Genomic DNA, 22,936 nt, shown 5'->3' with positions numbered 1-22,936 from the left:
GTGCCCTTCACCGACTCGTTCATCCTCCTGAGCGGGATGCTCGTCGCCGTGAGTATCCTCGCGACGGTGCCGGCGGACCGCAGCGGGGTGCCGCTGCTGGTGGTCTTCCTCGGTGTGGGGATGGTCGCCGGCGCGGACGGGCTGGGCGGGGTGAGCTTCGAGAGCGTCGCCGACGCACACCTCGTCGGGACGGCGGCGCTCGCGGTCATCCTCTTCGACGGGGGCCTGCACACCCCGTTCGCGAGCTTCCGCACCGGGCTGTGGCCCGGGCTCGCCATGGCCACGGCGGGCGTGCTCGTCACCGCCGCGGTCACGGCGGTGGCCGGGGTGGTGCTGTTCGGGCTGGACTGGGGGCCGGCGGCGCTGCTCGCGGCGATGGTGAGCTCCACCGACGCCGCCGCGGTGTTCTACCTGCTCCGGGCCCGGGGCATCGAGGTGCACGCGCGGGTGCGCAACACCCTGGAGATCGAGTCCGGGGTCAACGATCCGCTGGCGATCTTCCTCACCCTGGCGCTGACCCTATGGCTCGCCCCGGGGCCGGGGGGGACGGCCGTCGATCTCGCGCTGATGCTGGTGCGCCAGATCGCCTTCGGCGCCGCCGCCGGGCTTGGCGGCGGCTGGCTGCTCACCGCGCTGATCAATCGGCTGCGCCTGGCCCCGAGCCTCTACCCGCTGCTCGCCCTCGCCGGCGGGCTCACCGTCTACGGTGCCGCGGCGGTGGCCGGCGGCAGCGGTTTCCTCGCGGCCTATCTCGCCGGGCTGATCGTCGGCAATCGGGCGAGCACGGCACGGGGGGGGATTCGCCGTTTCCACGACGGCATGGCCTGGCTGTGCCAGATCGGCCTGTTCCTGTTGCTGGGGCTGCTGGTCGAGCCCACGCGGCTGCTCCCGGTGGCGGCGGAGGCGCTCGGGCTGGCGGCGGTGCTGATCGTGCTCGCGCGGCCGCTGGCGACGCTGGTCTGCCTCCTGCCGCTGCGCTTCGAGCCGCGCCAGATCGCGTTCATGAGCTGGACCGGCCTGCGCGGGGCGGTGCCCATCGTGCTCAGCCTGTTTCCGCTGATCGCCGGGGTGGACCAGGCGGAGGCGCTGTTCAACCGCGTGTTCTTCATCGTCCTGGTCTCGCTGCTGGTGCAGGGCTGGACAGTCTCGCCGCTGGCCCGGCGCCTGGGGCTGATCATCCCGCGGCGGCATCCGGCCATGGACCGGGTGGATCTCACCCGCCCCAAGGGCCACGAGCTCGTGACCTGCGTGCTCCCGGCGGGGGCGCCCGCGGTGCAGGGCTGCGTGGCGGACCTGGACCTGCCGGCCGGGGTGCGGGTGCTGGCAGTGATCCGCCGCGGCGAGCCGGTGGCGGCGGAGCCCGAGCTGCCGCTGCAGGCCGGTGATCAGCTCTACCTGCTCCTGCCCGGGCACTCGCCGGCGCTGGAGGAGCGCTTCCAGCACTGGGTGGATACCGTCGCCACCGCGCGGGATGACGCGGAGCAGGCCTACTTCGGCGAGTTCACCGTGGCCGCGGATGCGCCCATGAGCGCGTTCGCGGCGATGTACCTCGGTGGCGACGCCGCCGGTGCCGGCCCCGCCGAGAGCGTCGGTGCGTTCGTGCGCCGGCGCCTGCGCCACCAGGCCTCCGAGGGCGACAGCGTCCGCGTGGGCGGGGTGATGCTCACGGTCCGCGAGATGGAGGGCGAGCGCATCACCCAGATCGGCGTGCGTCTGCCCCGTCGCGGCCGTGGATGAGGGTGCCGACGCCGGCGTCGGTGAACAGCTCCAGCAGGATCGCGTGTTCCACCCGGCCGTCGACGATGGTGCTCGCGCCGACCCCGTCGGCCACCGCCTCGAGGGCGCACTGGACCTTGGGCAGCATGCCGCCATGGATGGTGCCGTCGGCGATCAGTCGCTCCACCCGGGCGGCGTCCAGACCGGTGAGCAGCCGACCGTCGCCGTCGAGGATGCCCGGAGTGTTGGTCATCAGCACGAGCTTCTCCGCGCCCAGGGTCTCGGCGAGGCGGCCGGCGACGAGGTCGGCGTTGATGTTATAGGTCTTGCCGTCCTCGCCCACACCGATGGGGGCGATCACCGGGATGAAGTCCTGGCCGTCGAGCAGCGAGACCAGTGCCGGGTCGATCGAGGCGACCTCGCCGACGTGGCCGATGTCGATGATCTCGGGCTCGCGTTCGGCCGCCCCGGGGCGCTGGATATGGAGCTTGCGGGCGTGGATGAAGCCGCCGTCCTTGCCGGTGAGGCCGACGGCGCGCCCGCCGTGGCTGTTGATCAGGCTGACGATCTCCTTGTTGACCAGGCCGCCGAGGACCATCTCGACCACGTCCATGGTCTCCGCGTCGGTGACGCGCATCCCCTCGACGAACTCCGTCTCCTTGCCGATGCGCTCGAGCAGGCGGCCGATCTGGGGGCCGCCGCCGTGGACGATCACGGGGTTGATGCCCACCAGCTTCATCAGCACCACGTCCCGCGCGAAGCTGCCCTTGAGCGCCTCGTCGGTCATGGCGTTGCCCCCGTACTTCACCACGACGGTGCGCCCGTGGTAGCGCCGGATATAGGGCAGTGCCTCGGTGAGGACGTGGGCGACCTGGGCGGGGGGCGTGGGGGTGTCGGTCATCGTGTCGGTCTCCAGGCTCCGTGTCAGCGTGAATCGGGTCCGGGGGCTCAGAACGGCGGTGACAGCGCCGGGGCCGCTGCGGCGAGCAGGCCCCGGAAGTGTTCGCGGATCCGCTCCAGGGCGGCCTCGTCGTCGCCCTCGAAGCGCAGGGTCAGGGCGGGTTCGGTGTTGGAGGCGCGGACCAGGCCCCAGCCGTCGGCGAAGTCGATGCGCAGGCCGTCGATGGTGGTCACCCGCGCGGCTTCCGGCACCGTGTGGGTGTTCGCCAGCAGCCGTGCCATGACTGCCTCGGCCTCGCCCTCGGCCACCGGCACGCGTAGCTCGGCGCCGCCGCCGGCGCCGGGCAGCCCGGCGAACAGCGCCGCGCTGCTCTGGCCGGCCTCGAAGGAGAGCAGCTCCAGCAGCCGTGCGCCCGCGTAGAGGGCGTCGTCGAACGGGTACCAGCGGTCGGCGAGAACGATGTGGCCGCTCATCTCGCCGGCCAGCGGCGCGTTGGTTTCGGCGCGGCGCTGCTTGATCGGCGAGTGGCCGCTGCGTGACATCACCGGCACGCCGGCGTTGGCGCTGATCAGCTCGGCGAGGTGGCGGCTGCACTTCACGTCGAAGACGATGTCCGAGCCCGGGAGCCGCGCGAGGATGTCCCGGGCGAAGAGCATCATCTGCCGGTCCGGCCAGATGATGGCGCCCTCGCTGTCCACCACGCCGAGGCGGTCGCCGTCGCCGTCGAACGCCAGTCCAATGTCCGCGCCGTCGTCCACCACCCGCTGCTGCAGCGTCGCCAGGTTCTCCGGGACCGCAGGGTCCGGGTGGTGGTTGGGGAAATCGCCGTCGATCTCGCAGAACAGCGGTGTGACCTCGCAGCCGAGCGCCCGGTAGAGCTCCGGGGCGAGGGCGGCGGTGACGCCGTTGCCGCAGTCGACCACCACCCGCAGGGGGCGGTAGAGGGTGATGTCGGCGCCGACCTGGTCGATGTAGTCCTCGGTGATCTGCCGGCGCTCGACCTCGCCCGGGGCGCCGGTGGCCGGCGCATCGGCGGCGCGGCGGCCAAGGTCCTGGATCGCGTCACCGGCCAGCGTCTCGCCGCCGATCATGACCTTGAGGCCGTTGTAGCCCGGGGGGTTGTGGCTGCCGGTGACCATTACCCCCGAGCCGGTGCCGAGATGGTGGACGGCGAAGTACAGGACCGGGGTCGGTACCGTGTCCACGTCGACGACATGGCAGCCGCCGGTGCTAAGGCCCGCGATCAGGGCGCGGGCGAGCTCGGGGCTCGAGTGGCGGGCGTCGCGTCCGACCACCACCGTGTCGTTCCCGGCCTCCCGGGCGGTCGCCGCGATCGCGTGCCCGAGGCGGGTGACGACCTCCGGCGTGAGGGTCTCGCCGACGATCCCGCGGATGTCGTAGGCCCGCAGGATGCCGGGCGGGATCGTCTCCCCCGCCGCGCCGGTGTCGACGCCGGCGGTTGCCGTGGCCACCCCTGCCGGTGTGTCTGCGGGGGCCGGCGGCGTCCCGGTGTCTGCCTCTGCCTCGGAGACCTCGATTCCCGGCGGGGTGGATGGTGCCGGCGAGCGGATCGGATGGTGGGCCTTGGGTGGCTCGGGCGCCGGTCCGGCGGGGGTGATGTCCGTCTCCACGGCCGGGACCTTCGTCGGCATGCCCGCGGGCTCGCCCCGCCGGCGGAGGTAGGCGCCGGTGCCGGCTGTTGTTAGGCCGGCGAGGCCGAGCAGGGTAATCCATGTGCCCGGGATCTCCAGCGGTAGCTGCGGCGGCGGCTGCTGTACCGCCACGGACCAGGACTGTCCCGGCACCGGGGCACGGGCGCTCGGGCCGTCCGCCCGGCCGCGCTGCGCGAGCACGGTGTCGCCGTGGCGTATCGTGACCGCGGCCGTGACGCCGTCGGACGAGGCCCAGTCGAGCAGCCGGGATACGGGCAGGGTCACCAGCCACGCGCCGCCATCGTCTCCGGCAGCGGCGACCAGATTGAGCTGCGCCCGAGCGGACCCAGGCAGGTGGACCTCCGCGCTTGCCGTGCCGGTGCGCAGGCAGCGTGTCACCTGGTCCGCCAGGGCGTAGCCCACGGGTGGCTCGGCCCGGGGGGCGGGGGTCAGGCCGGCGGGGGGGACGTGCCGGATCCGCCGTGCAGCGGGAAAGGTGTCCCGGAGCGCGGCCTCGTCGCCGGCGCTCGCCACGCGTTCGAGGGCGACGGTGACGCGACGGTCGAGCCGGGTCGCGGCACTGGCGGCGATCCGGGCCGCCTCGTCGCGCGCGCGGGCCTGCGCGTCCGGGCGCAGCAGCGCCGGCAGCAGGGCCAGCAGGGCGACGAGCGCGAGCACGAGGGCGCCGACACCGGTCAGCGCCGTCGCGGCGCCGCGGCGGGTCAGGCCGATGCGGGGGCGCGGCCGGGGCATCGGCTACTGCCGGCCCGAGTGGCCGAATCCCCCCTCGCCACGTTCGCTGCCGGCGAAGCCCTCGACCACGCGGAAGGCCGGGCGGGCGACGGGGACGAACACGAGCTGTGCGACGCGCTCGCCGGGTTCGACGGTGAAGGCGGCCTCGCCACGATTCCAGCAGGAGATCAGGATCTCGCCCTGGTAGTCCGAGTCGATGAGCCCGACGAGGTTGCCCAGCACGATGCCGTGCTTGTGGCCGAGCCCCGAGCGCGGCAGCACGACCGCGGCGTAGGCCGGGTCGTTGATGTGCACGGCGATACCGCTGGGGATGAGCGAGCTCTCGCCGGGCGCCAGGGTCAGTGGCGAGTCCAGGCAGGCACGCAGGTCCAGGCCGGCGGAGCCGGCGGTGGCATAGCCGGGCATGGGCCAGTCCTGCCCGAGCCGTTGGTCGATCACGCGGAGGTCAACGGTGTCCATGATATCGCTCGATGATGAGGTCCATTAGTGCGTCGGCGAGGTCGGCCTTGGGGGCGTCCGGCAGGCTCGTGTGTCCCCCGTCCCAGAGCACCTCCAGGGCGTTGCGCTCGCTGTCGAAGCCGGTACCCGGCCGGCCGACCCAGTTGGCGGCGATCATGTCGGCGCCCTTGCGGCGGCGTTTGGCCTCGGCATGCTCTTGCAGCGTCTCGGTCTCGGCGGCGAAGCCCACCACGAAGGGCCGGGCGGTATCGCGGGCGGCGACCTCGGCGAGGATGTCGGGGTTGCGTACCAGCGCGAGCGTCAGGCCTTCCTCGCCCTCGCGCTTCTTGATCTTCTGCGCCGCCGTCTCGGCGACGCGGTAGTCCGCCACGGCGGCGGCGGCAATGAACAGCCCGGTGGTATCCGCCCGCGCCATGACCGCTTCGTGCATCTGCTGTGCGGTCTCGACGTCGACGCGTTCCACGCCGGGGGGCGTCGGTTCCGTGCAGGGGCCGGCCACCACCGTGACCGCCGCGCCGCGGGCGGCCGCCGCCGCGGCCAGGGCGAAGCCCATGCGGCCGCTGCTGCGGTTGCTGATGTAGCGGACCGGGTCGATGGCCTCACGGGTGGGGCCGGCGGTAATCAGCACGTGCTCGCCGCTCAGGCGGCCGTCACCCGCGTTGAGGGCGGCGACGATGGCTTCCGGGGCCTGCATCCGTCCGGCACCGGTCTCGCCACAGGCCTGTGCGCCGTCGCCGGGGCCGATGAAACGGACCCCGCGGGACGCCAGCAGGTCGCGGTTCGCCTGGGTGGCGGCGTTGGCCCACATCAGGCGGTTCATGGCCGGTGCAAGGCTGATTGGGGCGTCCGTGGCCAGGCACAGGGTCGCGAGGAGGTCGTCGGCGAGGCCGTGGGCGAGCCGTGCCATGAAGTCCGCGCTCGCCGGGGCCACCAGAACCTGGTCCGCCCAGCGTGCGAGCTCGATGTGGCCCATCGCCGCCTCGGCGTCCGGGTCGAGGAGGTCGTGGTGGACGGGTTGCCCGGAGACCGCCTGGAAGGTCAGTGGCTGCACGAACGCCCGCGCCCCGGCGGTGAGTACGACGCGGACGTCAGCGCCCGCCTCACGCAGGCGGCGTACCAGGTCAGGGGCCTTGTAGGCCGCGATCCCGCCGGTGACCCCGAGCAGGACGCGGCAGCCGGTGAGCTGCGGCATGGTGTTATCCGTGCAAATGGGCACAGATTACCGGCGCGCCCCGGGTATGGGAAGCACCGGCGCCGCCGTGCGGGCCCGTGGTGCGAGCGTGTAGACTCTCGGCGATAACGGCGACGATGACCTCAGGGAGGAGGCATGGCGATCACGGACTGGCCGGCGGCGGAGCGACCGCGGGAAAAGCTGCTCGCCCGCGGTGCCGGTGCGCTGTCGGATGCGGAGCTGCTGGCGATATTCCTGCGCACCGGGCGACAGGGGCTTACCGCGGTGGACGTGGCCCGGGAAATGCTCGCCGCCTTCGGCGGGCTTCGCGGGCTCATGGAGGCGGACCAGGCGCGGTTCGCCGCCCATCCCGGCATGGGGCCGGCGAAGTTCGCCCAGCTCCAGGCGGTGCTGGAGATGGCGCGGCGCCACCTCCAGGAGCGGCTGGTACGCGGGGACGCCCTCACGAGCCCGGGCGACACGCGGCTGTTCCTCACCGCGCGGCTGAGACACCAGCCGGCGGAGGTGTTCGCCGCGCTGTTCCTGGACAACCGCCACCGGGTCATCGCCTTCGAGGAGCTGTTCCATGGCACCATCGACGCCGCGCAGGTCCACCCCCGGGAGCTGGTCCGCCGGGCACTCGCGCACAACGCCGCCGCGGTGATCGTGGCGCACAATCACCCCTCCGGCGTCGCCGAGCCGAGCGGGGCGGACGAACAGATCACGCGGCGCCTGCGCGACGCGCTCGCGCTGGTGGACGTGCGGGTGCTGGACCATTTCGTGGTCGGCGATGGCGAGGTGGTGAGCTTCGCCGAGCGCGGGTTGCTCTAGAGGGAGACGCCCATTCCCCGACGGACCGGGCCCGGCACCCGGGGACACACACGGCCGGCTTGGAGCGACGGGCCATGCGAACGATTACCGCGGACGACGGACGCAGCTGGACCGCCTTCGTGGGGCGCGAGTCCTACGGGGTGCACATGGTCCTGTTCATGCCGCAGAGCGGCGGCGGGGCCTGTCAGGCGCCGCTGGAGTCGGCGACTTGGCTGGAGGCGGAGCGGGAACTCGAGGCCATGACCGACGCGGACCTGCTCCGCTGTCTCAATGAGCGGAGCTGGCCCTGGGGGGAGGGCTTCGACGGCGGCACCCCCTGAAGGCACCGCCGTCGCCGGACGGCGATTGCCCCTAAGGTTCAGGCTGCCGCGGCGCCGCCCATGGCCCCGCGAAGCTTGCCGAGGGCGTTCTTCTCGAGCTGGCGGATGCGCTCGGCGGAGACGCCGTACTGGTCCGCCAGGGACTGCAGGGTCGCCTTGCCGTCGTTGAGCCAGCGCCGCGCGATGATGTCGCGGCTGCGCTCGTCCAGCTCCGCCAGCGCCGAGGTCAGGGCCTCGTGCTGGTGGCTGCGCCAGTCATCGCCCTCGACCTCGGAGGCCGGGTCCTCGCCGGCGTACTGGAGGTAGGCCGCCGGGGCGCGGGGGGCATTGTCCTCGTCGTCGGAGGATTCCGGCGGATCGAAGCCCACGTCCTGACCGGACAGGCGGGACTCCATCTCCATCACCGTCTCCGGCTTCACGCCCAGGTCCGCGGCCACGGCCTCGACCTCGGCGCGGTTGAGCCAGCCCAGGCGCTTCTTGGAGCCACGCAGGTTGAAGAACAGCTTGCGCTGTGCCTTGGTCGTGGCGACCTTGACGATGCGCCAGTTGCGCAGGATGAACTCGTGTATCTCGGCGCGGATCCAGTGCACCGCGAAGGACACCAGGCGCACGCCGACGTCCGGGTCGAATCGCTTGACCGCCTTCATCAGGCCGATGTTGCCCTCCTGGATCAGGTCCGCGAGGGGCAGGCCGTAGCCGGAGTAGCCCCGCGCCACGTGGACCACGAAGCGCAGGTGCGACATCACCAGATAACGCGCGGCGTCGAGGTCGTTGTCGTCGCGGTAGCGTACCGCCAGGTCCTGTTCCTCCTCGGCGCTGAGCGTCGGGATGCGGTTGACTGCCTGGATGTAGTGCTCCTCGCTGCCGGCATGCAGCGGGAGGCTGCTGAGATCGTTTCGGGCAATCGCCTTGCTCATTTCCATGGCTCCCCCTTTATGAGCCGGAAGCGTAAAGTTGCGGCCGCCACCCGGGGCCTTCGTCATATTGGAGTGACAAGGCCCTTGAAAAGTTCCCTTTCGGACTATGTGAGCATTATGCCAGTTTTCAACCTCAGCGTGGTTCTATGGTGCTGAGGTGTCGACCGACGGCGATCCACGCGCCGAGCAGGCCGAGGAGCACGCCGCAGGCGAGCAGGGTGGCGGCGGCTGCCGGGTCGAGGCCCTGTAGCCGGAAGCCGCTGGCGTAGCTGCGGGCGATGGTGTTCGCCGGGCCGGCGAGCAGCAGGTAGGCCGTTTCCACCAGCACCGCGGCGATGGCGCCACCGAACAGGCCGTGCCAGAGGCCGGTGTAGAGGAAGGGCCGTCGCACGAAGGCGTCGGTGGCGCCGAGGAGCTTGGTGATGACGATCTCCTCGCGTCGGTTCTCGATCTCCAGGCGGATCGTGTTGCCAACCACCAGCGGTACCGCCAGCGCGAGCAGGCCGGCGATCAGCCAGCCGAGGCGGGCAAAGAGGGTGAGGATCGCATGCAGGCGCCGGACCCACTCCCGGTCGAGGCGGACCTCGGCGGCGATGTCCAGTCCCTCGAGGGTGCGGGTGAGTGCATCGATCCGCGCCGTGGACAGGCCCGGCGGCGGCTCCACCAGCAGGACCCCCGGCAGCGGGTTGCTCTCCAGCAGCGACAGTGCCCGGTCCATCCGTGTGTGGGCGCGGAACTCCGCCAGCGCCGCCTCGGGGGTCAGGACCTCGACGGCGCGCACGTCGTCGCGCTCGCGCAGGCGCTGCGCGGTCTCCCGCGCCCGGTCCATGAGGGTGTCCTGCTCCAGGAAGACCGATACCCGCGGGCGGCCGTCCCAGTCGCCGACCACGTTCTGGGTGTTGTCCATGAACACCACGAACAGCGCCGGCAGCGCCAGGGCAATGCCGATCACCCCGGCGGTCATGAGCGCGGCCAGCCACTGCATGCGCAGCCGGCCGAGGGCGCCGAGCACGGCCCGGCCGTGGTGCTCCAGCCAGGCGGCGGTGCGGGCGCGTATCCGGCGGCGGCTGCGGCGGGCGGCCATTCAGTGCGCCTCCGTGGCCGCGGTGTCGGCGACCACCCGGCCCCCGCTCAGGCTGATCCGGCGGTGGCCGAGGCGCTCGACGAGGGCCACGTCATGGGTGGCGATCAGGGTGGTGACGCCGAGCTCGCTGAAGCGCCGGAACAGCGTCATGATTTCCGCCGAGAGCGCCGGGTCGAGATTGCCGGTGGGCTCGTCGGCGAGCAGTACCGGCGGGCGCCGGACCACGGCCCGGGCGATGCCCACGCGCTGCTGCTCGCCGCTGGAGAGTGTCTCCGGCTGGGCGCGCTCGTAGCGCAGCAGGTCCACCTTGTCGAGGGCCGCGCGCACCCGTCGCCCGAGCTCGCGCCGCGGCGTGCCGGCGATCACCAGGGGCAGGGCGACGTTGTCGAAGACGGTGCGGTCGGCGAGCAGGCGGTGATCCTGGAAGATCATGCCGATGCCCCGGCGCAGGTAGGGGATGCGCCGGCGCGCGAGCCGTCCGAGGTCGACACCGCCGACCTCGACGCGGCCCTGGGACGGGCGTTCGAGCAGCGGAATCAGCCGCAGCAGGGTGCTCTTGCCCGCGCCGCTGGGCCCGGTGAGGAAGCCGAGCTCGCCGGGCCGCAGGTGCAGGCTCACCTGGCGCAGGGCGTCGCGTTCGCCCGGGTAGCGCTTGCCCACCGCCTCGAGCCGGATCATGCGGCGTCGCCGTCCTCCACCGTGTCCGCGAGCAGGGCGTCGACAAAGTCGCCGGCGTTGAAGGGCCGCAGGTCCTCGGCGCGCTCGCCCACCCCGATGTAGCGGATCGGAACGCCGAGCTGCTGGGCCATGGCCAGGACGACGCCGCCCTTGGCGGTGCCGTCGAGCTTGGTGATCACCACGCCGCTCACGCCCACTGCCTCGTGGAACTGGCGGGCCTGGGCGAGGGCGTTCTGGCCGGTGCCCGCGTCCACCACCAGCAGCACCTCGTGGGGCGCGGTGTCGTCCTGCTTGCCCAGTACCCGGCGGATCTTCTTGAGCTCCTCCATGAGGTTGCTCTGGGTGTGCAGCCGTCCGGCGGTATCGGCGATAAGGATGTCGTTGCCCCGGGCGATGGCCGCCTGATGCGCGTCGTAGACCACCGAGGCGGCGTCGGAACCGGTGGGCTGGCTGATCACCGGGATGCCTGTGCGTTCGCCCCATACGCGGAGCTGCTCCACCGCGGCGGCGCGGAAGGTGTCGCCGGCGGCGAGCAACACGCCGTGGCCCGCGCCGCGGTAGTGACTGGCGAGCTTGCCGATGGTCGTGGTCTTGCCCACGCCGTTGACCCCGACGGTGAGGATCACGAACGGCCGGTGGGCTGGGTCGATGGCGAGCGGCGCGCTCACTGGCTCGAGGATCGCGAGCATGTCTTCGCGCAGGGCGTGGTAGAGGGCGTTCGCGTCACCGAGCTCACGGCGGCGAAGCCGCGCGGTGAGGTCGTCGATGATGCGTTGGGTGGCCTCGACGCCGACGTCCGCCATCAGCAACCGGGTCTCCAGGTCCTCGAGGAGGTCGTCGTCGATGGTCTTGCGGCCGAGAAAGAGCCCGGAGAGCCCCTCGCCGGTCTTGCGCAGCCCGGCGCGCAGGCGCTGCAGCCAGCCGCGGCGGCCGTTGCTGTCGCGGCCCGTCTCCGCGTCGGTGCGCGTGTCCGTGTCCGCCACCGTCCGTCCGGGGCCGTCATCGGCGGGGGCGTCGCCTGACGGCATCGCCTCCGGGGTGTCGCCGGTCGCGGGTGGCGGTGTCTCCCGGGGGGCAGGGTGTTCCGCTTCCGGCGCGTCGGCCTCGGTGGCGGGTGTCTCGTCAGCGGCCCGTTCCGGCGCTTCGTCCCCGGCGGTTCCCCGGTCTTCGGGGCGCGGGGCCTCCTCGCGGGGCGGCTGCTTGCCTTTCCGGCGGCGACCGAATCCGAACATGGAACCTCTCGGCGGGTTTGAGGCACAAAGAGGTTGTTATCCTATCACCCATTCATCAACGCTGGGCAGCGAGCCAATGATCGCAAGAGCATGGATTCTCGCCGGCGTGGTCGCCGGGCTGCTGATGCTGGCGGTGCCGGCCTCCGCGCGGGACTGGCCGGTATCGGAGACGCGTCTGGACAACGGGCTGCATGTCATCGTCCGTGAGGACCACCGTGCCCCGGTGGTGGTCTCCCAGGTCTGGTACGCGGTGGGCTCGAGCTACGAGTCCCGGCCGCACACCGGGATCTCCCACGTGCTCGAGCACATGATGTTCAAGGGCACCAAGAACCTGAAACCCGGCGAGTTCTCGGAGATCGTCGCGCGCAACGGCGGCGAGGAAAATGCCTTCACCAGCCGCGACTACACCGCCTATTACGAGCAGCTCGCCGCCGACCGGCTGGAGACGGCGTTCCGGCTCGAGGCCGACCGCATGCACCAGCTCCGCCTCGACCCCGACGCCTTCCGCAAGGAGCGCGACGTGGTGCTCGAGGAGCGGCGGCTGCGTATCGTCGACCAGCCCGTCGCCGCCTTCGGCGAGCGGTTCAACGCGGTGTCCTACCCGGTGAGCGCGTACCGCCAGCCGGTGATCGGCTGGTCCGAGGACCTGCACGGCCTGGAAATCGGCGACCTCCGGGACTGGTACCGGCGCTGGTACTCGCCGGCGAACGCGACGCTGGTGGTCGTCGGTGACGTCGAGCCGAAGGTGGTCTTCGAACTCGCTCGCAAGTACTTCGGGCCCGTTCCCGGCGGCGAGGACCCTCAGCCGCCGGTGGACCGGCACATGAGTGCCCCGGGCGAGCGCCGGCTGTCCGCCAGCGACGACCGCGTGCGGGTACCGCACCTGTCCATGGCCTACGAGGTCCCGTCGGCGGCCACCGCCGACGACATGGCCGACGTCTACGCCCTAGAGGTCCTCGCCGGTGTTCTCGACGGTGGCGACGGTGCCCGGCTGGCCCAGCGTCTCGTGCGTGACCAGTCCGTCGCCGCGGGGGTGGGGGCGGGCTACTCGCCGGCGGCCCGGCTCGACACCCGCTTCAGCATCGAGGCGACCCCGACGTCCGGTACCTCGCCCGAGGCCCTGGAGGCGGCGGTGCGCGAGCAGATCGCGGCGCTGCGGCGCGAGCCGGTGGACGGCGAGACCCTCGAGCGCGCCCAGAACCAGATCCTCGCCGACCACCTCTATGGGCTCGACTCCATGTTCTACCAGGCCATGCGCATCGGCCGGCTGGAGGCGACCGGGATCGGCTGGGAGTGGCTCAAGGGCTTCGAGGCAGGGATCCGAGGCGTCACCGCGGCGGACGTGCAGCGCGTGGCCCGTACATACCTGACCGATGACCGTCTCGCCGTGGGCGTGCTGCGCCCGGGTGGCGGCAATGGCGACACGGATGAGGAGGCCGAATGATGCGGCGTATCATGCTGGCCCTGTGCCTGATCGTGGTGGCGAGCGCCCCGGCGTGGGCGGCTCCCGATATCCAGCGCTGGCGCACCGATGACGGCACACAGGTGGTCTTCGCCGCCACCCACGAGCTGCCCATCGTGGACGTTCGTGTGCTCTTCGACGCCGGTTCGGCCCGGGACGGCGATCACCCCGGTCTCGCCCGGTTGACCGCCAATCTCCTGCTGGAGGGGGCGGACGGGCTGAACGCCGGCGCGATCGCGCGGCGCCTCGAGCAGCAGGGCGCGCGGGTGTCCACGGGCAGCGCCCGGGACTCGGCTTGGGTGTCGTTGCGCAGCCTTGCCCGCGAGGCAAACCTGGACGCCGCCACGGAGCTCCTGGCCCGGGTGCTGGCCGGCCCCGATTTCCCGGCGAACGCCTTCGAGCGGGTTCGCGGGCAGATGCAGGTGGCCCTGCGCCACGGCCGCCAGGATCCGGGCACGGTCGCCCGGCGCGCGTTCATGAAGGCGCTGCTCGGCGATCACCCCTACGCGAGCCCGCCGAACGGTACGGAGGCCGGGGTCAAGGGCATCACCCGCAAGCAGGTCGAGGCCTTCCACCGGCGCTACTACGTCGCCGGCAACGCCACCGTCGCGATCGTCGGTGACATCGACACAAGGCGGGCCCACGAGATCGCCGCGCGCCTCACCGACGGCCTCGCCGCGGGCGAGGCGGCCCCGGCGCTGCCGCCGGTGCCGCCGCTGAAGGCGTCCCGGACGGTACGGATCCCCTTCGATACCAGCCAGACCCACGTGCTCATCGGCGAGACCACGCCGGTGGCGCGGGGCGACGAGCGCTGGCCGGCGCTGTACCTGGCGAACCACGTCCTCGGCGGCGGCGGACTGGTCTCCGTGCTCGCCGAGCGCATGCGCGAGCAGCGCGGGCTGTCCTACAGCTCGTCGAGCTCGGTGACCGCCGCCGCGGCGGGGGGCTGGTTCCAGGTGGGCACCCAGGTGCGCAACGACCGCCTCGACGATGCCCTGAAGGTGCTCCGGGACAGCATCGACGAGTTCCGGTCCAAGGGGCCGGACGCGGATCGCTTGGCGCTGGCGCGCTCGAACATCACCGGCAGCTTCCCCCTCAACCTGGACAGTAACCGGGACCTGGTGGGGTATCTCGGCATGATCGGGCTGTACGGACTGCCCACGGACTATCTGACGCGCTTCCCGCAGCGTATCGACGAGCTCGGGCGCGAGCGGGTGGCCGAGGTGGTCTCCCAGGTGCTGTCGCCGGGGCGTCGCGTGACGGTGCTCGTGGGTCCCGCCGGCGTGATCGGCGCGGACGAGGCGGCGGACGCCGACGGGGAGCACGGTGGCGGCGCGTAACCGGTTGCGCATCGTCGCCGGCGACTGGGGCGGACGGCGGCTGCCGTTCCCGGAGGCCCGCGACCTGCGTCCCACCGCCGAGCGCGTGCGCGAGACGTTGTTCAACTGGCTACGCGCCGACGTGGCCGGGGCGCGCTGCCTGGACCTGTTCGCCGGCAGCGGCGCGCTGGGCCTTGAGGCCGCTTCCCGCGGGGCACGGGAGGTGGTCTGCGTGGAGCGCTCGCGCCGGGTCGCGGACGTCCTCCGGGAGAACGTCGCGAGGCTCGGGGGCGCAGAGCGCGTCGCCGTCACGGTGGCGGATGCACGGCGTTACCTGGACGGCCCGGCGTCCGCCTTCGATCTCGTATTCCTTGATCCACCGTTCAGCTCGTCTATCATCGACTCCGTTTGTGCCGGGCTGGAGTCCGGGGGCTGGCTCTCGCCCCGGGCCCTCGTCTACGTCGAGCGCGCCCGCCATGGTCAGGCGGTATCGGTGCCGGCATCATGGACCCTGCGGCGCCACGGGACGGCCGGCGACGTCGACTATCGGCTCTATCAGCGCCAGATCGAGGAGTGAGACGATGAGTATCACGGTGGTGTATCCGGGCACCTTCGACCCCGTCACCAACGGGCACAGCGATCTGGTGGAACGTGCCGCACGGCTGTTCGATCACCTGATCGTCGGTGTCGCCGGCTATCCCGGCGCGACCAAGCGCCCGGTGTTCACCCTCGACGAGCGTGTGGCCCTGTGCGCGGACGTGCTCGGTCACCTGCCCAACGTCGAAGTACGTCCGTTCGAGAACCTGCTCGCGGACTTCGTGAACGAGTGCGGCGCCCAGGTCATCCTGCGTGGTCTGCGTGCCGTCTCCGACTTCGAGCATGAGTTCCAGCTCGCGAGCATGAACCGGCAGCTCGTCCCCGGCGTGGAGACGATGTTCCTCACGCCGGCGGAGCAGTATGCCTATATCTCCTCGAGCCTCGTGCGTGAGGTGGCCGCTCTCGGCGGCGACGTGACCCGTTTCGTACACCCCTGCGTCCAGCGGGCGCTGGACGAGCGCATGGCGCGCAGCTGAGCGGGCCTGCGCTACCGTCCGGCGGCGCGGGGGCCGCGTCGTCAATTTGTAATTGCAAACCGCCCGAGAAACGCTTAGTGTCGATCCCGGTGCGCTCGCTAGGGCGTGCCACGGTGACGTACCCCCACGGGCGGTCCGTCGCCTAGCAAGACTTGATGTTTGAGCTACCGGACCCGGAGTGGCCGGTAGGGAAGATGAGTGTAGTTACGATGAAATCGATTTACGTGGGCAACCTGCCCTTCAGTGCCTCCGAGGACGAGGTCCGTGATCTGTTCGCCGCCTACGGCGACGTCAACGAGGTCCGCCTCATCACGGATCGCGAGACCGGTCGTCCGCGCGGCTTCGGCTTTGTGCGCATGGCCCCCTCCGAGGCGGATACCGCCATCGAGGCGCTGAACGGCACCGAGCTCGGCGGCCGCACCCTGCGCATCAACGAGGCGCAGGACCGCAAGCCGGCCGGCGGCGGTCGCGGCCCGCGCCGCTTCTAAGCTCCGCATTCCTTGCGGAGCGGCCTGAAAAGGCCCACACCGACGCCCGCGCCGGCTTGCCGACGCGGGCGTCGCGTATTCTGACCCCCGCCATCGCGTTCCCATGCCCGGCGTCTCGACCCAGGAGGCCGCATGAGCCACACCGACGCGATCGTGCTGGATACCAGTATCTTTACCAATCCGGACGTCGCCGGCGTGTTCGGTGATGACGCCACGGCGGCGGTCAACCGATTCGTCGAGCTCGCCCGCGAGGCCGCCCCGCGCCTGACCTGCTACATGCCGCCCTCGGTGATGGACGAGCTCAGTCACTTCGCCGACCCGGAGCGGCTGCCACCGGATCTGGAGCTGGTGGTTCACCTGCAGGCCCCGCGCCGGCACGACCTGCGTGTGCCCGGGCTGTTCCTCTACGAGCTCATCGAGGACATCCGAACGCGCATCGACCGTGGCCTGCGGGTGGCGGAGAAGGCGGTGCGCGAGGTCGAGTCCGGCAGCGTGGAGCGCACGGTGCGCTGGCTGCGCGGCCACTACCGGGAGGCGCTGCGCACCGGGCTGCTCGATTCCACCGAGGACCTGGACGTCATCCTGCTCGCCGTGGAGCTCGACGCTGCCGTTTCCTCGGCGGACCACGGCCTGATGCAGTGGGCCGAGAAGGGCGGGCTTCGCCTGATGCCCGCCAAACGTCTGCATGGGTTGCTATGCCATCTCGCGGGCCAGGACTGAAACCGTGGGAGCCGCTCAGTCGAACACCGGCACGCCCCGGCGCAGGCTGGCAAGGCGCGAGGTGGAACGGCGGAATACCTTCCGGAAGGTGACCACCCAGTGCCGGCCGTCGTGCTCCCGGGATTCCTCCACGGCGTGGATGGTGCGCGAGCCGCGGTTGAGGTGGGCGAGCAGGGCGTCGGCGCTCGCGGCCTCACGCAGCCGTACCGTGTGCCGCTGAACCAGCTCGCCGGAGGCCTCGACTTCGTCCAGCGCCCGGCTGAAGCCCTCGGCGAGCTCGCGGCCGAAACGCTCGCCCAGCGCCGTTATCCGTTCCGCCTGGCCCAGCTCGCGGGCGGCCATGACCATACGCACCAGGCGCTGGGTGTAGAACGCGCCCGGGAGCTCCAGCTCCAGCGCGGCCTCGCTGGCCGCATCCATCACATTAATGCCGGGGCAGACGTATTTGGCGCGCAGGCCGGGGCCGGCGGGTTTGAGCACGATACCCTCCGCTCCCTCGTCGTCGAGCCGGCGGACCTCCGCCTTGAGCGTATCGATCTCACCGGGGCCGAACAGCCCGAGTCGCGGGGCCTGGGGGGCACCGGCGGCCGCGAGCAGGCGGTCGCGCTCGGCCAGCGGTTCGAATCCGGCGCTGTCGAGGCGCAGCACATCGAAGACGAAGGCGCGGACGTCGTCGCCGCCCCTCGGGGAGGCGACGTCCATGTAGGGATTGCCCGGGCCCGCTATCTCCGTGCAGAGCACGCCGTCCGGGCAGGCGTCGAAGAAGCGCCCCAGTGCGGCCGGTTCGATGAGCTCCGGGAGACGGTCCATCGTGAAGGGGCAGGGGCGGCCACTACGGGTGACGGCGGCGATGCCGTCGCCGGCACGGAAGATACGCGCGTTGTAGCCGTCGATCTTCTCCTCGACATGGCAGGGGGCATCGAAGTTGGTGCGCATGCCGGCGGCGAGGGAGAAGACCCGGGCGATGTGGGGGTAGTCGGGGACCACGCGACCGGCTACACGCAGCAGCCCCCGTGGCATGCCCCGCCAGTCTTCCGTGAGCCGGATCCACTCCACGCCGAGATGCTCGAAGCGCTCCGCGCTCCCGGCGGCCAGGGCCTGATCGAAGCGCTCCGGCGCCGGTGCCTGCGGATGGCGTTTGCGTGCGCTCATCGTCCCCTCCGGCATTGCCTTCACCCGGCGTGTCCCGCCGGTCCGGATAGCGTAGCCGCGCACGCCGGGTTAGACGAGTGTCAGCTCCCGCGGCGCAACGTTCCTTATCCCGCGGGCAGGTAGACGTCGAAACGCGTGCTCCGGCCGGTGAGGCTGTGGTGCGGGCGGCGGCCGGCGAGCGGCGGTGCGTGACGGTGGCGCTTGACCACGACCCGCTGTGAGGCAGCGCCGCGGGCGGCGTCGAGCAGGGTGTCCGCGTCGGCGTCCGGCCCGAGCAGGGCCTGTAGCAGCTGCATTTCCTTGCCGGCGAGGGCCTTGCGCCGGCCGGTGTGGTACATCGGGTCTAGATAGACGATGTCCGCCACGTGGTCGCCGAGGTACGCGCTCGCCTCGCCGCTCACCAGCGCCAGCCGGGCGGCCACCGGGGCGGTGGCGGGGGCCGACCCGGCACGGCGCAGTGCGTCGGCGAGCAGCGCGGCCACCACCGGCGAGCGTTCCACCATGGTCACCTGCGCGCCCAGTCCCGCGAGCAGGCCTGCGTCGCGACCGGCCCCGGCGGTGGCGTCGACGATCCGCGGTGTTCCTCCCCCGCGCAGGCCGCAGGCACGCGCGATGTGCTCGTTGCCGACGCTCGCCTGGCGACCTCGGCGGCCGAGACTCGTGGCGGCGGGATCGAGCACGAGGCGCATTCGCGGGGGGGTGGCGCGGCAGAGCGCGAGCGCCCAGCCGTCCCAGTGCAGGTACAGCCCGCTCTGCGGCGGTGCCTCGAGTACGGGCCAGCCGGGCGGTGCCGGCGCGGCGTCGACGGTGGTGACGATGCCCTGGAGGGGCGTGGCGGAGACAGTCATGGGGTGCGGTTGGTCGCGTTGTTGCCGTGCAGTATGATCGATCCGAGGCGGATGCCACATAACGCCAGTATGCCGTATGCGGGCGAACCGCTGGCGATCAAACCGTGACCACGACCAAGGTGTTTGCACAATGGCGGAGAATCAGACAGGAACCCCGACCGAGGTCGATCCGGAGGAACTGGCCCGCTCGCTCGCGCAGATCGCCGAGAAGAGCCAGCAGCTGGTCAAGGACTTCATCGCGCGGCAGGAGGGCAACCAGCTCAGCATGGACGATGCCCTGCACATGAGCCGGCTGTTCCAGGACCTCTACGGCCGACTGATGTCGGACCCGATGGCCCTGGCGCAGGCGCAGATGGCGTTCTGGCAGGACTACATGGCGCTTGTGCAGAGCACCACGCTGCGGCTCTGGGGCCTGGAGGCCGACCCTGTTCGCGAGCCCGATGCCAAGGACAAGCGCTTCCGCCACGAGTCCTGGGAGGAGAGCCCGGTCTTCGATTTCCTCAAGCAGTCCTACCTACTCACCGCGGATTACATCCACAACACGGTGAAGAACAACGTCGACGACCTCGACGAGAAGACCGCGCGGCAGATCGACTTCTATACCCGGCAGTACATCGACGCGATGTCGCCGTCGAACTTCCTCGCCACCAACCCGGAGGTGCTGCAGAAGACGGTCGAGACCCGCGGGCAGAACCTGCTTCGGGGGCTGAACAACCTCCTCGAGGACCTGGAGCGCGGCAACGGCAAGCTCAACATCCGCATGACCGACCCGGATGCCTTCGAGGTTGGGCGCGACCTGGCGGTCACCCCGGGCAAGGTCGTGGCCGAGACCGACCTCTGTCAGGTCATCCAGTACGCCCCGGCCACGGAGGAGGTCGCCCGGCGGCCGGTGCTGTTCGTGCCGCCATGGATCAACAAGTACTACATCCTCGATCTGCGGCCCAAGAACTCGCTGATCCGCTGGCTGGTGGAGCAGGGTCAGACCGTGTTCACCATCTCCTGGCGCAACCCGGACGCCTCGCTCGCCGAGAAGGGGTTCGAGGACTACATGCACGAGGGCGTGCTGGCCGCCATGGAGGCCGCGGAGAAGGCGACCGGCGAGTCCGAGATCAATATGGTCGGCTACTGCCTGGGCGGCACGCTGCTTGCCTCGACCCTGGCCTATCTCAAGGCGAAGGGGGACGAGCGGGTGAACAGCGCGACCTTCCTCACCAGCCTCATCGACTTCGAGCAGCCCGGCGAGCTGGAGGTGTTTATCGACGAGGAGCAGCTTTCCGTGCTCGAGCGTCAGATGAACGAGATCGGCTACCTGCCCGGCCAGCAGATGGCCGCGACCATGTCGAGCCTGCGTGCCAACGACCTGATCTGGTCGTTCTTCGTGAACAACTACCTCCAGGGCGAGGACCCGTTCCCCTTCGATCTGCTGTACTGGAACCAGGACAGCACCAACATGCCGGCGCGCATGCACGCCTTCTACCTGCGCAACATGTACCTCGAGAACCGCCTGCGTGAGCCCGGCGGCATCACCCTGGACGGCGTGCCCATCGACGTCTCCAGCATCGACGTGCCGGCGTTCTTCATCTCCACGAAGGAAGACCACATCGCGCCCTGGAAGGCGACCTACCAGGGTGCGCGCCTGCTGGGCGGGTCGACGAAGTTCGTGCTCGGCGGCTCCGGGCATATCGCCGGGATCGTCAATCCGCCGGAGAAGAACAAGTACGGCTACTGGACCAACCGGAACGTGCCCGCGGATGCGGACAAATGGCTCGAAGGGGCGACCTATCACGAGGGGTCGTGGTGGCCGGAGTGGCTGCGCTGGCTGGCCCAGAAGGGCGGCGGCAAGGTTGCCGCGCGCACGCCGGGTGGGGGGCAGCTCACGCCCGTCGAGGACGCCCCGGGGCGTTACGTGCGCGAGCGTAACGACGAGCGTAGCGATGCCTGACGCCTGATGGCGGGCGGGGTCCGCCCCGCCCGCGGCCCGCGGCAGGGATGCCGTTGTCCCGACACCCACCCGAGCCGGAGTCGTTCCCCGTGTTATCCCCTGCGCGCGGCCTGGTGCAGGTCAACGTCTCCGTTCTGCTCCTGGGCCTGGTGCCGCTGTTCGCCAAGCTCGTCGACCTGGACGCCGTGAGCATCATCGCTTGGCGCGCGTTCGTCGGCGCGCTCGTCCTCCTTGCCTGGCTGGCCGCGCGCCGCGAGGGCGGCTGGCGGCTGGCCTCCGGCCGCGATCGCCTCCTTGTCGTGGTGCTGGGCGTGATCATGGCGGTGCACTGGAGTGCGTACTTCCATGCCATTCAGGTCGCCACCGTGGCGGTGGCCGTGGTCTCTATGTTCACCTGGCCGGTGATGGCCGTGCTCATCGAGCCGCTGTTCCACGGGGGCGGCTGGCAGCCGCGGGACCTGGTCCTCGCGGTGCTCGCCCTTGCCGGCGTGGCGCTGGTGGTGCCGGATTTCTCGCTGGGCTCGGGCCAGCTCGCGGGGGCCCTCTGGGGATTGTTATCGGCGCTGCTGTTCGCGCTGCGTAACGTGCTGCACCGCCACTACCTCACCCACTACCCGGGCACCCTGACCATGGCGTGGCAGCTGGTGGTGATCTGCCTGTGCCTGGCGGCGTTCGTCCGGCCGCCGGCATCGACCAGCGACGCCGGGCTGCTGGTGCTGCTTGGTGCGGTGTTCACCGCCTGCGCCCACAGCCTGTTCGTGGCGAGCATGCGCGATCTCCCGGCCAAGAGCGCGGGCATGATCTCCTGCCTCCAGCCGGTCTACGGGATCACCGCCGCCGCGCTGGTGCTCGGCGAGGTGCCCCCGCCGCTCGCGGTGGTCGGCGCGGCCCTGGTGCTGACGGTGGCGGTTGCCGAGACCGTCGGGCTGCCCGCGCGGGCCCGTGCCGGGGAGGAGTGAGGATGCCGGTGCTGACCCTGCGTCTCGCCATCTCGCGCTCGGAGTGGCTGAGCTATTACCGCGGCGAGGCGCGCGACGTCGTGGCCCGTGCCGAGGACGGGCGCCGGGTGCGTTTCCCGGCAAGCGTGCTGCACCGGCACGCCACCCACGACGGCATCCACGGGCGCTTCGAGCTCGCCTACGGCGACGACGGGCGCTTCGTCGCCCTGCGCCGGCTGACGCCGGGGTGAGGGCTCAGGCGCGCAGCCGCGCCAGGGCCGACTCGAGGACCAGCGAAAGCCGCCGGGTCAGCGGCTCGCGGCGCTGCCAGGTGAGCTCGATGAGTTCCATGCGCTCGGCGCGCTCGAGCAGCAGGTCGTCGCTGGTGCCCACGGCGTCCACGAGCCCCAGCTCCCGCGCCTGGCTGCCGAGCCAGTACTCGCCGGTGGCCACCCGGGCAATGTCCAGGCCCGGGCGGTAGCGGGCGATGTGTTGCTTGAACAGCCCGTGCACCGCGTCCAGCTCCTCGCGGAACTTCGCACGGCCGGCGTCCGTGTTCTCCCCGAACACGCTCAGGGTCCGCTTGTACTCGCCGGCGGTGTGCAGCTCGTAGTCGACGTCGTGGCGCTTGAGCAGGCGGTGGAGGTTGGGAAGCTGGGCGACCACGCCGATGGAGCCCACGATGGCGAACGGGGCGGCGACGATGTGATCGGCCACCGCCGCCATCAGGTAGCCGCCGCTGGCGGCGATGCGGTCCACGCAAACGGTCAGGCGTACGCCGTTCTCGCGCAGGCGGGCGAGCTGGGAGGCGGCTAGGCCGTAACTCGGCACCATGCCCCCGCCGCTTTCCAAGCGCACGACGACCTCGTCGTCCGAGCGAGCGGTGCGCAGCACCGCGCTGACCTCCTCGCGCAGGCTCTCCACGGCGCTCGCGCGGATGTCGCCCTCGAAGTCGAGCACGAACACCCGCGGAAGCCGGGCCTCACCGTCGCCACCGCCACGCCGACGCTGGCGCCGGCCCTCACGGCGCAGCCGCCGGCGGGCCTTGCGCGAGGGGGCAAGGACCCGCTCGATGCCGCGGCGCATTTCCTCGTAGCGCTCGTTGAGGCGGCGCACCCGTAGGCTGTCGCGCTCGCCGCGTCCGCCACGGCCGCGCATGGCGATCACGATCACCGCCACGATGGCGATCACGATCGTCGCCAGCTCGGCGAGAAACAGGGCATAGTCCTGAAAAACGGCCATAGTTCCCCTTGTACCGGTGTCGTTCCGCCCCCATCGTA

23 protein-coding genes are annotated in these 22,936 nt (G+C 71.3%); 12 read left to right on the top strand and 11 right to left on the bottom strand.

Going from position 1 to position 22,936, the window contains the following annotated elements:
* Positions 1-1,737: a potassium/proton antiporter gene (locus C516_RS0101515; protein ID WP_018716587.1), complete on the top strand. Its 1,737-nt coding sequence runs from the start codon at positions 1-3 to the stop codon at positions 1,735-1,737.
* Here the strand turns inward: C516_RS0101515 and argB are convergent.
* The 4 genes from argB to coaBC are packed head-to-tail and all read right to left on the bottom strand — an operon-like array spanning position 1,694 to position 6,673.
* Entirely contained in the window at positions 1,694-2,617 is a 924-nt protein-coding gene (argB, locus tag C516_RS0101510) for an acetylglutamate kinase (RefSeq protein WP_018716586.1), read from the bottom strand. The two genes, C516_RS0101515 and argB, sit on opposite strands and share 44 nt — an antisense overlap.
* A gap of 47 nt (positions 2,618-2,664) precedes the next feature.
* On the bottom strand, positions 2,665-5,022 hold the full coding sequence (locus C516_RS0101505) for a phosphomannomutase/phosphoglucomutase (protein ID WP_018716585.1): 2,358 nt from the start codon (positions 5,020-5,022) through the stop codon (positions 2,665-2,667).
* 3 nt (positions 5,023-5,025) lie between these two features.
* Positions 5,026-5,481: a dUTP diphosphatase gene (gene dut, locus C516_RS0101500; RefSeq protein WP_018716584.1), complete on the bottom strand. Its 456-nt coding sequence runs from the start codon at positions 5,479-5,481 to the stop codon at positions 5,026-5,028.
* Positions 5,468-6,673 (bottom strand): bifunctional phosphopantothenoylcysteine decarboxylase/phosphopantothenate--cysteine ligase CoaBC, encoded by a 1,206-nt coding sequence (coaBC, locus tag C516_RS0101495; protein WP_018716583.1) that lies wholly within the window; start codon positions 6,671-6,673, stop codon positions 5,468-5,470. The genes dut and coaBC overlap by 14 nt, the downstream gene beginning before the upstream one ends.
* Positions 6,674-6,808: 135 nt before the next feature.
* Between coaBC and radC the strand changes: the two genes are divergently transcribed.
* Together radC and C516_RS0101485 are read left to right on the top strand one after the other, a co-directional pair.
* Entirely contained in the window at positions 6,809-7,483 is a 675-nt protein-coding gene (gene radC / locus C516_RS0101490) for a RadC family protein (RefSeq protein ID WP_018716582.1), read from the top strand.
* Positions 7,484-7,557: 74 nt separating this feature from the next.
* A complete protein-coding gene (locus C516_RS0101485) occupies positions 7,558-7,803 on the top strand; it encodes a hypothetical protein (protein ID WP_018716581.1) in 246 nt (81 codons plus the stop codon).
* Positions 7,804-7,841: 38 nt separating this feature from the next.
* Here the strand turns inward: C516_RS0101485 and rpoH are convergent, their stop codons facing one another.
* From rpoH to ftsY, 4 genes are all read right to left on the bottom strand, one after another.
* Complete coding sequence (gene rpoH / locus C516_RS0101480; RefSeq protein WP_018716580.1) at positions 7,842-8,720, bottom strand: RNA polymerase sigma factor RpoH; 879 nt, start codon at positions 8,718-8,720, stop codon at positions 7,842-7,844.
* A 133-nt stretch (positions 8,721-8,853) separates the two neighbouring features.
* The gene (gene ftsX, locus C516_RS0101475) at positions 8,854-9,804 is read right to left on the bottom strand and encodes a permease-like cell division protein FtsX (protein ID WP_018716579.1); all 951 of its coding nucleotides are present in this window, start codon (positions 9,802-9,804) and stop codon (positions 8,854-8,856) included.
* Entirely contained in the window at positions 9,805-10,482 is a 678-nt protein-coding gene (gene ftsE, locus C516_RS0101470; RefSeq protein ID WP_018716578.1) for a cell division ATP-binding protein FtsE, read from the bottom strand.
* The gene (ftsY, locus tag C516_RS18190; RefSeq protein ID WP_018716577.1) at positions 10,479-11,510 is read right to left on the bottom strand and encodes a signal recognition particle-docking protein FtsY; all 1,032 of its coding nucleotides are present in this window, start codon (positions 11,508-11,510) and stop codon (positions 10,479-10,481) included. The genes ftsE and ftsY overlap by 4 nt, the downstream gene beginning before the upstream one ends.
* Positions 11,511-11,790: 280 nt before the next feature.
* Here ftsY and C516_RS0101460 point away from each other — a divergent pair, with 280 nt between their 5' ends.
* From C516_RS0101460 to C516_RS0101435, 6 genes are all read left to right on the top strand, one after another.
* Entirely contained in the window at positions 11,791-13,158 is a 1,368-nt protein-coding gene (locus C516_RS0101460; RefSeq protein WP_051088164.1) for a M16 family metallopeptidase, read from the top strand.
* A complete protein-coding gene (locus tag C516_RS0101455) occupies positions 13,155-14,516 on the top strand; it encodes a M16 family metallopeptidase (RefSeq protein WP_018716575.1) in 1,362 nt (453 codons plus the stop codon). The genes C516_RS0101460 and C516_RS0101455 overlap by 4 nt, the downstream gene beginning before the upstream one ends.
* Positions 14,503-15,072, top strand: a complete 570-nt coding sequence (rsmD, locus tag C516_RS0101450) for a 16S rRNA (guanine(966)-N(2))-methyltransferase RsmD (RefSeq protein WP_018716574.1) — start codon at positions 14,503-14,505, stop codon at positions 15,070-15,072. The genes C516_RS0101455 and rsmD overlap by 14 nt, the downstream gene beginning before the upstream one ends.
* A 4-nt stretch (positions 15,073-15,076) precedes the next feature.
* Positions 15,077-15,568: a pantetheine-phosphate adenylyltransferase gene (gene coaD, locus C516_RS0101445; RefSeq protein ID WP_018716573.1), complete on the top strand. Its 492-nt coding sequence runs from the start codon at positions 15,077-15,079 to the stop codon at positions 15,566-15,568.
* A 209-nt stretch (positions 15,569-15,777) separates the two neighbouring features.
* Positions 15,778-16,056, top strand: a complete 279-nt coding sequence (locus C516_RS0101440) for an RNA recognition motif domain-containing protein (protein ID WP_018716572.1) — start codon at positions 15,778-15,780, stop codon at positions 16,054-16,056.
* A gap of 132 nt (positions 16,057-16,188) precedes the next feature.
* Positions 16,189-16,776 carry an RNA ligase partner protein gene (locus C516_RS0101435; protein ID WP_018716571.1) on the top strand — a complete coding sequence of 196 codons (588 nt, stop codon included), beginning with the start codon at positions 16,189-16,191 and terminating at the stop codon, positions 16,774-16,776.
* 15 nt (positions 16,777-16,791) lie between these two features.
* On the opposite strand, the gene C516_RS0101430 is transcribed toward C516_RS0101435, so the two are convergent.
* Positions 16,792-17,928, bottom strand: coding sequence for an RNA ligase (locus C516_RS0101430; protein WP_018716570.1), 1,137 nt, complete (start codon positions 17,926-17,928; stop codon positions 16,792-16,794).
* 104 nt (positions 17,929-18,032) lie between these two features.
* Complete coding sequence (locus C516_RS18185; RefSeq protein ID WP_018716569.1) at positions 18,033-18,776, bottom strand: class I SAM-dependent methyltransferase; 744 nt, start codon at positions 18,774-18,776, stop codon at positions 18,033-18,035.
* Positions 18,777-18,906: 130 nt separating this feature from the next.
* Here C516_RS18185 and phaC point away from each other — a divergent pair, with 130 nt between their 5' ends.
* The 3 genes from phaC to C516_RS0101410 all read left to right on the top strand — a co-directional run bounded on the left by phaC (position 18,907) and on the right by C516_RS0101410 (position 21,907).
* Positions 18,907-20,718, top strand: a complete 1,812-nt coding sequence (gene phaC, locus C516_RS0101420) for a class I poly(R)-hydroxyalkanoic acid synthase (protein WP_018716568.1) — start codon at positions 18,907-18,909, stop codon at positions 20,716-20,718.
* 89 nt (positions 20,719-20,807) lie between these two features.
* Complete coding sequence (locus tag C516_RS0101415) at positions 20,808-21,677, top strand: DMT family transporter (protein ID WP_026320860.1); 870 nt, start codon at positions 20,808-20,810, stop codon at positions 21,675-21,677.
* Positions 21,678-21,679: 2 nt separating this feature from the next.
* Positions 21,680-21,907, top strand: a complete 228-nt coding sequence (locus C516_RS0101410) for a DUF2835 domain-containing protein (RefSeq protein ID WP_018716566.1) — start codon at positions 21,680-21,682, stop codon at positions 21,905-21,907.
* Between the two features lie 4 nt (positions 21,908-21,911).
* Here C516_RS0101410 and sohB read toward each other — a convergent pair whose 3' ends face one another.
* The gene (gene sohB, locus C516_RS0101405) at positions 21,912-22,898 is read right to left on the bottom strand and encodes a protease SohB (protein ID WP_018716565.1); all 987 of its coding nucleotides are present in this window, start codon (positions 22,896-22,898) and stop codon (positions 21,912-21,914) included.
* Positions 22,899-22,936: the final 38 nt, after the last annotated feature.

This window comes from Arhodomonas aquaeolei DSM 8974 (assembly GCF_000374645.1).
Lineage (GTDB): Bacteria > Pseudomonadota > Gammaproteobacteria > Nitrococcales > Nitrococcaceae > Arhodomonas > Arhodomonas aquaeolei.
Note: the sequence above shows the minus strand (reverse complement) of the source record. Positions and strands in the feature narration are given on the sequence as shown.